We start from the raw sequence: 12,793 nt of genomic DNA, 5'->3' as shown, positions 1-12,793 counted from the left end.
CTGTTTTAATAGCATCATTAATGAATAAAGTAATATCAGACTTTTATAGAGTTTTTATCCGGCCTATTGATCCTGGTCTGTTTATCACACGGTATGCGGCTAAGTCTGTTGTTGCGTGCGTCGTGGCTCTTGCCATTGCTTATTTTTCGGGCGTGACAGGGCAATTTCTTCCATGGTGTGTCTACGGTTCTGTGATAGTAGTTCTTTTCAGGGCCGGTAGTACTTTGAAAAAACGCAAAATTGTTGCGGCTACGCTTTGCTTGATTGTTGCCTGCCTTGTGCCTGTCTCTACTTTTATCGCCAACTATTCCATAATCTCGGAAGTGTACCTTTTTATTCTGGCTTTTTTGGTATTTTTTATACCTGTTGTCGGAGTGTCCGCTGCGACAATCGGAATAGGCGTGCTTATCGTTAATCTTATTGCTTTAAATTCTCCCGAGACGATTATTATCGGGCTTTGCCGCTCAGGATATGTGCTTTACGGAAGTACCATTTCTTACCTTTTTCTTTTTCATTTATGGCCCATGCGTCCTGAAAAGGTTTTGTCTAAAGCCGGAGGTTTGGCTTTAACAGATATAGGTGATTATTTCAGATGCGTGGCCGGTTCTCTCGGCGGCAAAAAGGATCAAGAAGAATTGTCTGAGATTCATGAAAGATCTGTTGCTTCGCTGAGGCGCTACAGGAGGTTCATGGAAGCTATGAATGTTGATCCCGTAAAAGAGCTGGGCAAATATGAAGGGCCGTCCGCCTTGTATGCTTTACTTATCAGAATGCTCGAGGCTGTTGTCGGGCTTGCTAACAGTCGGCGGTTTGCAGAGCATAGTCCTATTTTTTCAGGGCTTCGTTTAAAATTTTCACAGCTCGCTTTGAAAAGTTCCATTGTTTTTGATGTGCTTGCCGCTAATCTTTCTACGGGAAAAGGTGGCGTGGATTTGTCTGAGATAAATACGGGAATTGCTGAACTGGAGCGAGAGTTGCTGGATTTGGGGGCGTATAAAAAAGACGAAGGGTTGCGCGACGAATTTCTTGAAGCTTGGGGTGCTTTATACGGTCTCCGAAATCTCTGTTTTGAATTCGAGGAGATGTGCCGGGTTTGTAGAGGCGGTGGCAAATAATGTTTAAAGCCATATTTGGAACCTTGCGTCAGGAATTCCGTCTGGATTCGATCCCGTTTCAGCATGCGGTACGAGCTGCTTTAGCGATCACCATAGCGGTAGTTGCCTCAAAATTTTTAGATTTACGCCATGCAATATGGCTCCCTGTAAGTGTCATTGTTGTGATGCGGCCTTCCGTCGGCGGAACATTGCGTATCGGCTGGCGGAGATTGTGGGGGACTGTGCTGGGAGCGGCGCTCGGGGTGGGGATTCTTTTTTTGAATCCAGCTAACACTGTGCTTCTTTCGCTGATTGCTCTTTCTTTTTTTCTAGTTATTTTGTTACGGGTTTTTAGCTATACTGCTTTTTCATGTGCCCTGACAGCCGGAATTATTTTATTGCTTGGCATGCTTTTTACCGACGGGTGGCAATTCGGGCTTGAAAGAATTCTTGATACTGTCCTCGGGGTCGGAATCGGAATAGCGGCCTCTTTCGGGGTGTGGCCGAATATGGCGCGTAAAAATCTGCGCAAAAAAATGTTTGAACTGGTTCATACACAAGCGGTTCATTTTGAAAAGCTGACTGATTCATATCTTCACGACAGCGTCAGTGAAAGTGATCTTGTATCAACTCGTATTGATGCTTCTATAAAACTTGATCAATGTTCTGAGATATTTAGAGAGGCTGCGGCAGAACCGGGGCTGCGGGGGTGGCAACGTGACAATCTTACCCGTTTAATACGGGTTTTTACACGTATGCACAGATTGCTGACCGCCATGTCGACAATTATCCGCAGAGGTTATGGCGGGCCGCTTTCACCTATAGCTGATGGGATGAAAAATATTTTGCAGGTGACGCAGGATCATTATGCGTGGCTTGAATGTTACGCTTTACATCCCGATGAGTGTAAACCTGTTCCTGATTTTGAAAAGGCCGTAAACGATTTTATACGTACTGTCGGTGATGCCCGAATTCGTGGTGACTTTGAAGATGTTCCGCTTGAAAGGCGTAACAATATCTCGGCTTTTATCTGGAACATCCGCTCGCTGGGTGCTGAGATTGATCGTGCCGGTAGAAGACTTCATGAGTTGCGGCATGGGCGGGAATCTAATTTAAAAAAAGGAAAGTAATCAATGCCGCAAAACGATATCCCGTACACTTTTGACCGCGTGTTCAGACTGGCATTGGCGGCCGGTTCTATCTGGCTTACCGTTCTTCTACTTTCCTCTTTGAGTGATGTCCTGCTACCGTTTGCGGTTGCTTTGACTCTGGCATATTTGCTTAATCCGCTTGTTGAATTGACCGGCCGGATCATTAAAAACAGGATGGCGGCGGTGGTCGTAACACTGACAGTAATAATTGTGCCTGTAGGAAAACTTTTATGTTTAGCCATGAGTATGGTGGGTTCGGAGCTGAGTCATATCGGAAAGTTGTTTGCTATTCTTGTTAATGATTCGGCTGCGGCAAAGCGTGCTGCTGAATATCTACCCGCAGACATTTGGAAGTTTTTGACCGATCTTGCTCAACAGGATGATGTTCGTCAATTTTTGAGTGAATCCGGTGTGGCAAATATGCTTCATGCCGCAGCGCAGAAAGCCCTGCCCGGAATCTGGAATCTGGTAAGTGGCTCCGCGCAAGTGTTTGCCGCGCTTGCCGGTGTGTTTGTGATTATTCTCTATCTTGTTTTTTTGCTGGCTGATTATGAGAAGCTTCGCAGTTGGCGTTCCCATTTGCCGGAAAAATATCGTACCCGGGTCTCTTCTTTCGTCGATGAATTTACCAATATCACAAATCGCTATTTCCGCACGCAGGCACTTATTGCGCTTATTATCGGGTGTCTGTTTTCAGCAGGATTTATGCTCATAGATTTACCCTTGGCAATATTGTTAGGTCTGCTCATAGGTTTGCTTAATATGGTGCCATATCTGCAAATAGCAGGGCTTGTGCCTGCATTCCTGTTCGCTGGATTAAGTGCGCTTGCAACCGGAGGAAATTTATGGGGCGGGTTCGCCGGAGTCGCGGCTGTGTTCGCGGTAGTGCAGATAATTCAGGACGCTGTGCTTGTACCAAAACTTCAAGGTGAAAGCCTTGGACTATCACCATGGATGATTCTGCTGTCGCTGTCAGTGTGGGGAAAGCTTCTCGGATTTCTCGGGCTGGTTATGGCATTGCCGCTTAGTTGTATGGCCCTTGCTGTTTATCGGCAGTATACGGCGGCGCAGGTAGGGGACGTAAAAAAGGGTTTACAGCCTAAACCGTAAACCCTTGAAATATCTGGTCGGGATGGCGGGATTCAAATCCATGGTTTCTGCGTCCCGAACGTGAATGTCGATTAATAATTTCAAATATTTATGAGTCTAAACTGTGCTACGGTTTGTGCTACCAAATTTAGGCACGATTATTCCCTTTTGATTTGCATTGGTATATCTCTGATTTTGCTAGTAATAAAACCAAAATTTTAGAAGGGAATTTAAATGCTGAGTTGGGACGGATTTGAAAAAGCGTGGAATGTTTTAGAATGGAATTTCTCGTTTTCGATTGGTGATGGTGTAACGCTTGTTGTTGCTACCTTGACTGCCATTTTAGCTTTTTTTACTTATAGGATACAGGGTGCTCAAAAAAAAGTAGTAGAGCAACAAAATAAAATTATTGAAAGACAGGTTCTCATAGAAGAGGAAAAATATAGAAGAGAGAAGCATTTATTAAAGAATAAATTAAAAGAGGCTATTTTATCGTTTGCAAAAGCTGTGATGGAAGATAGAGATCCAGAAGAAGAAGAGGTAGAATTTTTGCATAAAAACAATGATTTTATCGAGGATTTTTTTTCAAGAGAGGTTTTTCTGTTTGTTATAAATTTGCACAGTTATAGAATGGGAATTTTTACTTACGGAGGACTTCTTAGTGGCGAGCAACTTAGCAAGGATGAAATGCGTGACGTAATTGAAAAAGATTATACTAAAATTTTATTGTTAACGCTTAGCTCCTAGTCTCCCTTAGTCAACGATGGCAAAGATTTCATCGCATCTCGTTTAGCCCGTTGCAATACAAGCTGGTAAACTTTCATAGTCGTTGACGGGCACTTAACTGTAGAAGTTGTAACTTGATTTGACATTTTATCTTGAAGCAAAAGATATCTAAGCATTATTTAGAGGTTACAAAATTATAGCCGGTGTATTTTTAACATCTTTCTGATTTTTGTTTCATGGTCTATGCTTGTAGGTTCTAGGGTATTTGAAAATTGAAGTAATAGAGTGCTTGTCTTTATTGGGTCAATTTTAAAAAAAATCAGCCACCATTTATAAAGGAAACAAGTTTCATGATACGAAGCTCTTAATCTCCCTACCTGTTTACGCAATTCTTTTTTGCCTTCTTTGACTTTGTTATTCTCATTTTCCCTTAGATTGTTGTCAGAGATTACCTTTTCAGAAATTAAAAATTTGCAATTTGCATAATAGAATAAAGTAGAGTCAATTTGATAAAGTACACTTCTAAATTTGAGTATGGGATCGACATATAATTTAGTAACAGCGTATGATAATATACCCAAGGTAAATCCTACAAAAATAGGTGTCAGCTCCATTTCCATTTTTAGTTCCTTTTTAATTTATTGAACGTGTTGATGCAGACCTGTTAGTTGTTAGCAATAGGTTCGCAAAAATAAAAGGGTTTACGAAGTTGCCTTCGTAAGCCCTTGAAATATCTGGTCGGGATGGCGGGATTCGAACCCACGGTCTCTGCGTCCCGAAGGCGGCGGTCTTATTATTATATGTTGTAATTATTGAATTTTATCTTCCGTGGTAATACTAAAATCCCCCAAAACCCCTTCCTTTGTATTACCGGATAGTATTACCAAATCGGGAACTGATTCTAACGCGGCGTTACGCTGTTTAATAAGCACATGCTGATAGTGTTTGTGGATCATTGATGTGTCTGTGTGTCCCATATTTTCAGCAAGAGCTTTTATGTCGGCTCCGTTTGCAAGCGCTTCAGTTGCATGAGCATGGCGCAGATCATAAGGGCGAATACGGCGGGTTATTCCAGCAGCTTTTAGGGCTGTTTTCCACGATCTTTTAATCGTGGTGACAGGCTTGCCCTTCCAGTTGATAAGATGAAGGGTTCCAATTTCCCGATCCTGCTCACGCCAATCCTTGAGTAGTGCGCGGAGAGACTCTTTTATGTGCAACTCTCGCCATTGGGCGTTTTTATTTTTTTCAGCACTCCACACTCGCAAATTCCATGTGTGAAAATCAACATCGTCCCATGTGAGCTTGAATAGCTCAGACTCCCCAACACGCACCCCGAAGGCCAAGCCCAGAATAATTACTCGTTGAAGGTGATGAGGGGCTACCTGTAAAATTGTTTTGAGTTCGTGAGGTGTCGGAGGCGGAACTTGATCGTCTGTTCCTCTGGGACATGAAAAATTTCTGACCGGGTTCAACTCAATGAGTTCTTCATTCTCGGCCCAGTTTAGGGCGGCTTTAATGATGCTGACTTTACGGTTAATACCATTAGGTTTTAATCCGTGATCTCGGAGGTATTTAACCAGGTCACGCATATGTGATTTTGCTAATTGAGAAATATAGACGTGTCCAATTGCTGGCAGGACTTTTTTCAGATGATAAATAGTGTCACGCAGGGATTTAGGCTTTAACTGCCGATCTTGCAGGTAAGCCCATACTATGTATTCAACGGTTATTTCTGAGGCGGGCAATTCTTCTGCTGGTGCGAATCTTTGCGGCTCAAACTTGAGCCAATGTTTTACTTTGCTATCGTGTTCTTCTGCTTCTCTGGATGTTTCAAAATGCGTAGTTTCAATTTTTTTTGAATACGGATTTCGCCAGTATACGCGGTATGGTTTTGCCCTGTTTTGTAATTTCTTGATAGCCATTATTACTAACTACTGTGACATCTGAGGGCTTGTCAATTCCTCCATTAATTGAGACATACTTTTACCGGAAAAAGGAGAAGTCGTTTTAGGTGGTCTTTTTTTGGGAGTTGTGCTTTTACGTGAGTCGTCTAAAGCTGTAAGTATTTCAGAGCGATACCACCGCAGCCCTTTTCCTCTGCCCTGTCCTAAGTTGACAGGGCAGAGCTTTAAATTATCCAGAGTAGTCCGGGCAGCTCCGGGGGTAGTCCTGAGAAGATCCGCCACTTCAGTTATTGTCATCAGCATAATCCAGCTTTCTCCATTAAAAAACTAATCCCAAGAAACACAGCCGCCAAGAAAACTAAAACGGTTCCGAACCTCGCAAAGTTTTTTGAATTTAACATCGTTGCTTGAACAAAGCACTCGATGCCGACTAATGCGAAGACTAGGGTTAGGCAGAATAGCATTATTCCTGCTCCTGTGCCCATAAATGCAAGCAAAATGGATGCAAATTCACGTAGTCCTCAGTCTTTGGGAAAACTTGTAAAGCTTCCTTCTCATCACCGAGAAACATTTTTTTCACGCCTTTTAGATCGTCCCATGTGGGCAAGCGATCCTTGCGGCTACAAGACAAGTGAACCCACTTAGATTCATTTCCTTCACCGTCCTGAAGGTCGTCAACGGATGAAAAGACAATTAGTCCAGATTTATGAATGAAGCATGCTGCATGAGCAGTGATAGAAGTTTTCTCTTTCCAGCCCTTGAAAATTTTTAGAGGTTGGGCCGGGACTGAAAAGTTTATATCCATTAGGTTTGGTATGTAGTTCATGATTTTATTCTCCCACCGCCGCAGCGGAATTAAAATTCTTCGTCTTTAAGGATAAGATCCAGCTCATCAGGATCACAATCAGCTATGCCGGTGATAGTGGTTCCGGCGGCGTAGAGTTTGAAAATATACGCTTCTGCGGGGTCGAAACGGGTGGGGTTGTAACAGTGGTTTGAGCTGATGCGTATTTTGTTGCCAAGTATGAATAATCTTACATCTTCACTAGCTGAACCTACAAAACTTTTTTCTTTCTTCCACAGCTTTATAGTCCAGTCTTCGTCGAGGCGGCTTGAGTGTTCCCACTGTTTAATTTCCACGGTCATATATTCGTCAAGATCGTCAGCGTTCCACGGTTCATCTGTTTTCCACATTGCGGCTATGTCTTTGAGAAGATCGTCAAGAGGAAGTTCCGTTGGAGCTGGTTTCAGCAAGTCGTCAATTTGACCCAAAAAATGCTCATATGCCTGACCGTGAAACATGTTACCGAGTTTGACCTTTATGGCTGAAAGCATTTGCTCGTTGTATGAGTCAAAAGGAAGGTCTTTCGTGTTTATGCGAAGCCCGTTTTCTATAGCCTCTTTAATCTGCTTAGTGATGGAGCCATAAAATTCGAACTGGCTTTCCAGAGCAGAAGTGACGGCCTTTTCAACGCTGGTTTCAATTGTTTTTTCGATTGTTCCATCAGAAATCATGGCTTTGACTTTGTCGTTGATAACAGCTTGAAGCTCTTTCATTTTAATGTCCCCTTGGTTTTACTCTTACGTTTACTAATCAAAAGTTTGTATTTATTCCCGCATTCCGCACACGCTCCGATCATAGAGCCGGAACGAGTTTGCTTTAACTCTCCGCCGCATTGACATTTGACTGCCGCAGTGCGCTCAACCATCAATTCGTTTATCTTTTTCGAATTGTTGCGCCTTTTGGTTTTGGGCAAAATACCGAGAGCTTTTAAAATCTTCCGGTATTCCCGCTCAATCCACTTTCCGCCCGGCTCGTGGTGCAGTCCGTCGCCCATCATGTCACCTAGTTTGATTAATTGGCGGTGGAGGTGGGCGTTACCCATTAACCACCTCCGCAACCCGAACCATATCCGCACAATTAGCCGCAACAAGAGCCGCCGCCATTGGTGGGCAGACTGAGTTTCCGCACATTCGCACTTGGTCGGTTTTTGTTAATTTCTTGTCGTCTGGAGTGCGATCAATTATGTAGCTGCCCGGGAAGCCTTGCGCCCTGAATAGTTCAAGAGGCGTAAGCATCCGCATTCCTATGTCGGCTATTGTGTAATCTTGTCCGGCAATCGTGATCAGTCCGAAATGTTCTTTACTTGTGACCGTATGAATCGGCTTTCTTAAATCTTGTCCGACTCCCTGACCGTAATATTTACAGAGAAAGGCGCGAACTTCGGCATGATGTAACCCGCCAGCGGAAACGGTATGCAACGGGGTATCAACGGCACTGCCGATATTCTTTCCCCGCATTTTTACGAGATTTGAAGCAACAAGGGCGCATTTGCCACCACCATTGGCTGTCACTGTACCGAGCGGAGCCGTAACGGAATTACCTCTTGAACAACTGAAAGACCGTTCAATATGTGCTGTCACAAGCGAATTGTGGTCACGAGTTGTAACTGTAGGGGCTGGAGCATCCAAGGGCGCGCCGACAACTCCGGTGAAATGCTTTGCAAGGAAAGCAGACACCAGCGCAAAATGACCACCTTTGACCTGCGCGCACTGAGTCCGCAGCGGAGAATCCGCCGCAAAGTTCCGTTGACTCGATGCGTTTGCATGTTCAGTAAGAAACGGCTGAATCAAGGCGTGCCTATTCTCAGTGGTCTGAGTTCTGAGAGGTTCATTAATATTCTGCCCTCTGAAATCGTTTTCTGTCTTTGGTCCATAGTAAGTGAGTAAGAACGGATCAGCGGCATCGAATACATATTTCTGAATGCCTTTTGCAATTCGGCGCAGTGTGTTATCAGCAAGAGGTCGTCTTGCTTGTATTCCGTACTTATCTTTAATCTCCGCGCTCGACTCAAAAATTGACGGGCAGGGCAAAGAGAAATCAATACAATCCGCCGCCGTTTTCCAAGGCTTAAGTTTGCCGGATTTTACAGCCGCGCTATTAGGATCGCCGTGAGTCGGTTCAGGCCAGACGATATGCTGACCTGCTCTCTTGGCAATCAGGAAAAACCTTTTGCGGATCGTCGGGGCTCCATAGTCACAAGCGCGTAACTCCTTCCATTCGACTCGATAGCCGGCACGACGCAAACGGCGAATAAAATATCTGAAAGTATCACCAGCTTGAGATTTTATAGGCTGTTTGGTTACGGAGTTAAGCGGCCCCCACGTTGTAAACTCTTCCACGTTTTCCATGATGATGGTGCGCGGGTGAGTCTCGGGAATCCATTTGTCAACAAGCACTAAAGCTAACGAACGAATACGATCATCACGTTTAGGCGCGCCGCCTTTGGCTTTGCTGAAATGTGTGCAATCAGGGGAGGCCCAAAGTAAGCCAACAGGACGGCCCATCGTCACCCATGAGGGAGAAACGGACCAAACATCTTCGGTGAAATGGACGGTATCGGGATGGTTTACAGTGTGCATTGCCACTGCCAGCGGGTTATGATTGATTGCCGCGTCCGGATCACGCCCAAGGGCCATTGACATTCCGGCACTGGCTCCGCCACCACCCGCGAACAAGTCGACAATTATTTCAGGGGCTGTATTGTGATAGCCGGACAAGGGGAGGAGATTAAGCATTTACTGCCTCCGCAAGCGTCCCATAATCATAAATCTTGCCTAGATCCCCGCGCAGGTGAACACGGCGCAGAGCGGAAACAAGCAAGGTCATTTCGGCTTTATGGTTGTTCTTTTGAGTCTCAGCCTTTTTCACTTTGCGGATAGTTTTAGGAAGGACGTAGAGCAGTCCCCAACCTTCCGGCACTTCTTCAGGCTTGATCATGTCTTTGGGACACATCATATAGCGATACCTGCCCATGCCCATATCAGGGTTCCGGCGATGCCACTTCTTATTGTCAGACAAGAAGTCAGAACGAGAGGTTTTACATTCAACAAGGTGAGACACCCATCCTTCACGCCAGCCGATAGCATCGGGAATTTCAGAACTGAATGATCCAAGTTCGCGGAAAGCGAAGTTGCAGCCTACTGAGTTGATCAGCCATTTTTCAGCACGTATGGTTAGTTCTGTGTGGGTTAGGTTAAGCATCAAGAAACCCCTCCGGCATCCCACACGGCTCGTAACAATAAACCCACACCCACGGATCATCAGCCCATTGTGTTCCGGGTTTGGCGAGTGAGTCCCAAATCCGTTCAAACGCATCATGCTGGCTTGCTTCAAAATAATTTGCGTTTGGATGAACAAGAGAATTAATGCCTTCGGCAAGAACGTCTAATCCGCTGATATCCTGCAACCGCTCAACACGAACACCCGTAACCTTGCGCCAAGTGCGGCAAGCCTCTTTGAATATGCCGTTGGGGATACCTTGGAACTTTTCAACCCATGCGGGAACAGGCCATTTATCTCGATACTTTATCTCCCACATTTCAGACATTCTTGCCGGAACTTCTACCTGTGCAATTTCATTGTCAGCGAGATATCTAATAACAAGGGACATACCGTCTGGAGCATAATCGTTGACTTGGACAACTTTTGCTGGTTCCCGCACCCAGAGAATGTCGCCAACTTGATAAGGAGCACATTTTTTCAATGCGTTGCTAAATCTGTTGATGTCAGGCCAACTAGACAATTCTTCGTTTTTTGAACGCCATGCCCATCCTGCACAGCTCAGTCCGTTACTATCCCCCCATTCTGGCTGGGGCATTACAAGTCTTCGGGTCTGAGTCTTACGCCCGTCCATGATCGCGCGGACCATTTCGATGTTGAAAGGGATTGGGTGAATTTTAGATTTAGACATTCCCCACCTCCTTCTTTTCTCTTAGAGTGCCAAAAATCCAGCTTCCGCTAAAAGCAAACAGTGTCCACCATGCCGAGCAACAAATCAGAACGATGAAGGTAATGCTGTCGATTATCCTTGCGGCTCGTTTCTCCTCCACAGAGAGCCCGTTTGATGGCTTTGGCAGTGTGGCTGCTGCTACAAAAAACGCTGCCCACTCTATTGCGATAAATGGATATGTTACAATTTCGTTGTTAAAAATAATTCCTAAAACAAACACTACAAGCGCAGCCAGGTGGATATATATTGCGGTTTTTAAAGTTTGTGTTCTTTGTTCTGGTGTGACTTCTTCTTTTTCAACTTTAAACATCATGGTTATTCTCCTTAACCTAACGGGCAGTGGCTAGTGGTCATTCCTGTACGGCGACAGTTAAGTGCGGCTATGTATTCTTCATCTTTATGCAGACATGAAATGCGTTTAATCGGCCTTTGTTGGTTCGTGTAAATTCTTGGGGCTACAATTGTTTCGGATTTATCTGGACGGGTAAACCTTGTAAGAAGTTTCTCGTTATTCGCGGCGGCTTCTTTTGATAATTGATTGTAATGCGGGAGCTTTCCAAACCCCTTTGGAGGTTCTTCTTTAAACAGCTTTATGTATAATTTTTTTGCACTCCCAAATACTGAAGGGCTGAAAGTGTAACAAAACTGGTTGCCTTCTTTTCTCGGTGTTTTTTGGTATCCAACCGGATAGCCAGGGGATGCAACTCTACGAAGGCAGCGACCATCACGGTCCATTTCGTATCCTGTTCCGGGTATTCTAACTTTTTCAGGGGATTTACTCATAACACTTCCTCAAATACACACCGGAGTCCGGCTTCGGTTAATAAGGCTGCTACATTTTTAGGTCTAATTATGCAGAGCCTTGTTCTATTCATGCGCCCGTTGTGAATTTTAAATCCTATCCAGAACCCGCGCGGATCTTGGCGGTCAACCTGTGCTAAATAGCCTGGTCTTCGGGCCGTTGGCTTGATCTGTACGCGGGTTCCAGGTTTAAGCATGACTTAGTTAGATGGGGCCAATATTCTTTCAACTGCGGTGGTAACTTCTTTTTTAAGAAGTCCGTCTTTATAGCTTTCCAACGTGTCCTGGAGTTCTCCCTTTATCTCTCGGGAAATAATCTCTTTGGCACTATAAATTTCATGCTTGAGGAGTTCTTCTACACTCGTTCTAACCTTCCACTGAATCCAAGTTTCGGCTCCTGCTGTAGAACACATTTCGAGCCTGACTCCATTTCCGTTAACTGGGAATAAAACAGCTTCATCAAATTTAAGCCGCATGAGATCTTCGGTGGAACCAATAAAGGTGGCTTTTCCCCATTTGTCTGTGAGTGCAATGTCTTCGGACATGAAAGATTCGGCTTTGTTTCTCATGTTGCTTTCAACTTGAGTTGCGACCTGTTCTGAAAGCTTAAAAACTAATTCACTGATCCCTTTTCCTCCGAATTTATTGGCTACTTCCTTTACAAGAGATTTTTTAATTTCATCAGTAAGGATTTCTTCAACAGACAGGTCTTCATCAAATCCAAGATCTCCAAGGTCTATAGTCATATTGATTTTCATTTCGTGACTTTCCTTGGGGCGACCTAAGCCGCCCCCGTTATATAGTGAAGTGAGGAGTAGATGATTTGTTTAGCTTGTCGGGAAAACGTCAGCCGGGGAGTCGCCTGTTGCTACTCGGACATAAGCTTCAAGCAGTTTGATGCGATCCTGCTTTGTCCACTGTCCGTAACCTTTGCTCGTCAACCGTTCCATGTCGGACTGAGTGACACCCCAGCCGCTGGAGAGTTTGACCAGCATTTGCTTCCGGACTGCCGCATTTGCATCAACATAAACTTCGGCTTGATCTCCGAGATTAACAGCGAGTAATTCTTCCGGTTCGGTGGAAGCCGCTTTGCTTTGCTGTGAATCGTCCTGTGAAAAGAACTCGTCTTCGGCGGAGGCTTCCGGCTGTCCCTGATTTGCTTCCGGCTTCTCATTAGGCTCAACATCCATAGCTGGCTGTCCGCCTGGTTCACCTTGTAGAGGCTCGGTGTCGAT

At 44.8% G+C, this 12,793-nt stretch carries 17 protein-coding genes; 4 read left to right on the top strand and 13 right to left on the bottom strand.

The features are described 5' to 3' along the window. Positions 1–20 precede the first annotated feature (20 nt). From JEY82_RS14675 to JEY82_RS14660, 4 genes are all read left to right on the top strand, one after another. The gene (locus tag JEY82_RS14675; protein WP_304086895.1) at positions 21–1,115 is read left to right on the top strand and encodes a hypothetical protein; all 1,095 of its coding nucleotides are present in this window, start codon (positions 21–23) and stop codon (positions 1,113–1,115) included. Continuing rightward, on the top strand, positions 1,115–2,224 hold the full coding sequence (locus JEY82_RS14670; RefSeq protein ID WP_304086893.1) for an FUSC family protein: 1,110 nt from the start codon (positions 1,115–1,117) through the stop codon (positions 2,222–2,224). Before JEY82_RS14675 ends, JEY82_RS14670 begins: the two co-directional genes overlap by 1 nt. Before the next feature lie 3 nt (positions 2,225–2,227). Continuing rightward, positions 2,228–3,355: an AI-2E family transporter gene (locus JEY82_RS14665; protein ID WP_304086891.1), complete on the top strand. Its 1,128-nt coding sequence runs from the start codon at positions 2,228–2,230 to the stop codon at positions 3,353–3,355. Positions 3,356–3,568: 213 nt separating this feature from the next. Beyond that, positions 3,569–4,081, top strand: coding sequence for a hypothetical protein (locus JEY82_RS14660; protein WP_304086888.1), 513 nt, complete (start codon positions 3,569–3,571; stop codon positions 4,079–4,081). 173 nt (positions 4,082–4,254) lie between these two features. On the opposite strand, the gene JEY82_RS14655 is transcribed toward JEY82_RS14660, so the two are convergent. The 13 genes from JEY82_RS14655 to JEY82_RS14595 all read right to left on the bottom strand — a co-directional run. Beyond that, positions 4,255–4,680 carry a hypothetical protein gene (locus JEY82_RS14655; protein ID WP_304086886.1) on the bottom strand — a complete coding sequence of 142 codons (426 nt, stop codon included), beginning with the start codon at positions 4,678–4,680 and terminating at the stop codon, positions 4,255–4,257. 189 nt (positions 4,681–4,869) lie between these two features. After that, positions 4,870–5,982: a site-specific integrase gene (locus JEY82_RS14650; protein ID WP_304086883.1), complete on the bottom strand. Its 1,113-nt coding sequence runs from the start codon at positions 5,980–5,982 to the stop codon at positions 4,870–4,872. Positions 5,983–5,991: 9 nt separating this feature from the next. Further along, the gene (locus JEY82_RS14645) at positions 5,992–6,267 is read right to left on the bottom strand and encodes a hypothetical protein (protein ID WP_304086880.1); all 276 of its coding nucleotides are present in this window, start codon (positions 6,265–6,267) and stop codon (positions 5,992–5,994) included. A 160-nt stretch (positions 6,268–6,427) separates the two neighbouring features. Next, positions 6,428–6,790 (bottom strand): hypothetical protein, encoded by a 363-nt coding sequence (locus JEY82_RS14640; protein ID WP_304086878.1) that lies wholly within the window; start codon positions 6,788–6,790, stop codon positions 6,428–6,430. A 29-nt stretch (positions 6,791–6,819) separates the two neighbouring features. Next, positions 6,820–7,521: a hypothetical protein gene (locus JEY82_RS14635; RefSeq protein WP_304086875.1), complete on the bottom strand. Its 702-nt coding sequence runs from the start codon at positions 7,519–7,521 to the stop codon at positions 6,820–6,822. Then, the gene (locus JEY82_RS14630; protein ID WP_304086874.1) at positions 7,518–7,850 is read right to left on the bottom strand and encodes a hypothetical protein; all 333 of its coding nucleotides are present in this window, start codon (positions 7,848–7,850) and stop codon (positions 7,518–7,520) included. Before JEY82_RS14630 ends, JEY82_RS14635 begins: the two co-directional genes overlap by 4 nt. Next, positions 7,843–9,543 carry a DNA cytosine methyltransferase gene (locus JEY82_RS14625; RefSeq protein WP_304086871.1) on the bottom strand — a complete coding sequence of 567 codons (1,701 nt, stop codon included), beginning with the start codon at positions 9,541–9,543 and terminating at the stop codon, positions 7,843–7,845. The genes JEY82_RS14630 and JEY82_RS14625 overlap by 8 nt, the downstream gene beginning before the upstream one ends. Next, complete coding sequence (locus JEY82_RS14620) at positions 9,536–10,009, bottom strand: hypothetical protein (protein ID WP_304086869.1); 474 nt, start codon at positions 10,007–10,009, stop codon at positions 9,536–9,538. The genes JEY82_RS14625 and JEY82_RS14620 overlap by 8 nt, the downstream gene beginning before the upstream one ends. Then, a complete protein-coding gene (locus tag JEY82_RS14615) occupies positions 10,002–10,718 on the bottom strand; it encodes a hypothetical protein (RefSeq protein WP_304086866.1) in 717 nt (238 codons plus the stop codon). Before JEY82_RS14615 ends, JEY82_RS14620 begins: the two co-directional genes overlap by 8 nt. After that, a complete protein-coding gene (locus JEY82_RS14610; RefSeq protein ID WP_304086864.1) occupies positions 10,711–11,070 on the bottom strand; it encodes a hypothetical protein in 360 nt (119 codons plus the stop codon). The genes JEY82_RS14615 and JEY82_RS14610 overlap by 8 nt, the downstream gene beginning before the upstream one ends. Positions 11,071–11,081: 11 nt before the next feature. Continuing rightward, a complete protein-coding gene (locus JEY82_RS14605) occupies positions 11,082–11,540 on the bottom strand; it encodes a hypothetical protein (RefSeq protein WP_304086862.1) in 459 nt (152 codons plus the stop codon). A gap of 218 nt (positions 11,541–11,758) precedes the next feature. After that, positions 11,759–12,316, bottom strand: a complete 558-nt coding sequence (locus JEY82_RS14600) for a hypothetical protein (protein ID WP_304086860.1) — start codon at positions 12,314–12,316, stop codon at positions 11,759–11,761. Positions 12,317–12,385: 69 nt separating this feature from the next. Next, on the bottom strand, positions 12,386–12,793 hold a 408-nt coding region (locus tag JEY82_RS14595; protein WP_304086857.1), incomplete at its 5' end, for a hypothetical protein.

Origin of the sequence: Maridesulfovibrio ferrireducens, assembly GCF_016342405.1 — a bacterium.
Taxonomy (GTDB): Bacteria; Desulfobacterota; Desulfovibrionia; order Desulfovibrionales; family Desulfovibrionaceae; genus Maridesulfovibrio; species Maridesulfovibrio ferrireducens_A.
This window is presented reverse-complemented; position numbering and strand designations above follow the sequence as displayed.

Excerpts from the sequence above, each read along its gene's own strand:
- JEY82_RS14675 (WP_304086895.1), top strand. The coding sequence starts at position 21 with ATGAATAAAGTAATATCAGACTTTTATAGAGTTTTTATCCGGCCTATT.
- JEY82_RS14670 (WP_304086893.1), top strand. The coding sequence starts at position 1,115 with ATGTTTAAAGCCATATTTGGAACCTTGCGTCAGGAATTCCGTCTGGAT.
- JEY82_RS14665 (WP_304086891.1), top strand. The coding sequence starts at position 2,228 with ATGCCGCAAAACGATATCCCGTACACTTTTGACCGCGTGTTCAGACTG.
- JEY82_RS14660 (WP_304086888.1), top strand. The coding sequence starts at position 3,569 with ATGCTGAGTTGGGACGGATTTGAAAAAGCGTGGAATGTTTTAGAATGG.
- JEY82_RS14655 (WP_304086886.1), bottom strand. The coding sequence starts at position 4,680 with ATGGAAATGGAGCTGACACCTATTTTTGTAGGATTTACCTTGGGTATA.
- JEY82_RS14650 (WP_304086883.1), bottom strand. The coding sequence starts at position 5,982 with ATGGCTATCAAGAAATTACAAAACAGGGCAAAACCATACCGCGTATAC.
- JEY82_RS14645 (WP_304086880.1), bottom strand. The coding sequence starts at position 6,267 with ATGCTGATGACAATAACTGAAGTGGCGGATCTTCTCAGGACTACCCCC.
- JEY82_RS14640 (WP_304086878.1), bottom strand. The coding sequence starts at position 6,790 with ATGAACTACATACCAAACCTAATGGATATAAACTTTTCAGTCCCGGCC.
- JEY82_RS14635 (WP_304086875.1), bottom strand. The coding sequence starts at position 7,521 with ATGAAAGAGCTTCAAGCTGTTATCAACGACAAAGTCAAAGCCATGATT.
- JEY82_RS14630 (WP_304086874.1), bottom strand. The coding sequence starts at position 7,850 with ATGGGTAACGCCCACCTCCACCGCCAATTAATCAAACTAGGTGACATG.
- JEY82_RS14625 (WP_304086871.1), bottom strand. The coding sequence starts at position 9,543 with ATGCTTAATCTCCTCCCCTTGTCCGGCTATCACAATACAGCCCCTGAA.
- JEY82_RS14620 (WP_304086869.1), bottom strand. The coding sequence starts at position 10,009 with ATGCTTAACCTAACCCACACAGAACTAACCATACGTGCTGAAAAATGG.
- JEY82_RS14615 (WP_304086866.1), bottom strand. The coding sequence starts at position 10,718 with ATGTCTAAATCTAAAATTCACCCAATCCCTTTCAACATCGAAATGGTC.
- JEY82_RS14610 (WP_304086864.1), bottom strand. The coding sequence starts at position 11,070 with ATGATGTTTAAAGTTGAAAAAGAAGAAGTCACACCAGAACAAAGAACA.
- JEY82_RS14605 (WP_304086862.1), bottom strand. The coding sequence starts at position 11,540 with ATGAGTAAATCCCCTGAAAAAGTTAGAATACCCGGAACAGGATACGAA.
- JEY82_RS14600 (WP_304086860.1), bottom strand. The coding sequence starts at position 12,316 with ATGAAAATCAATATGACTATAGACCTTGGAGATCTTGGATTTGATGAA.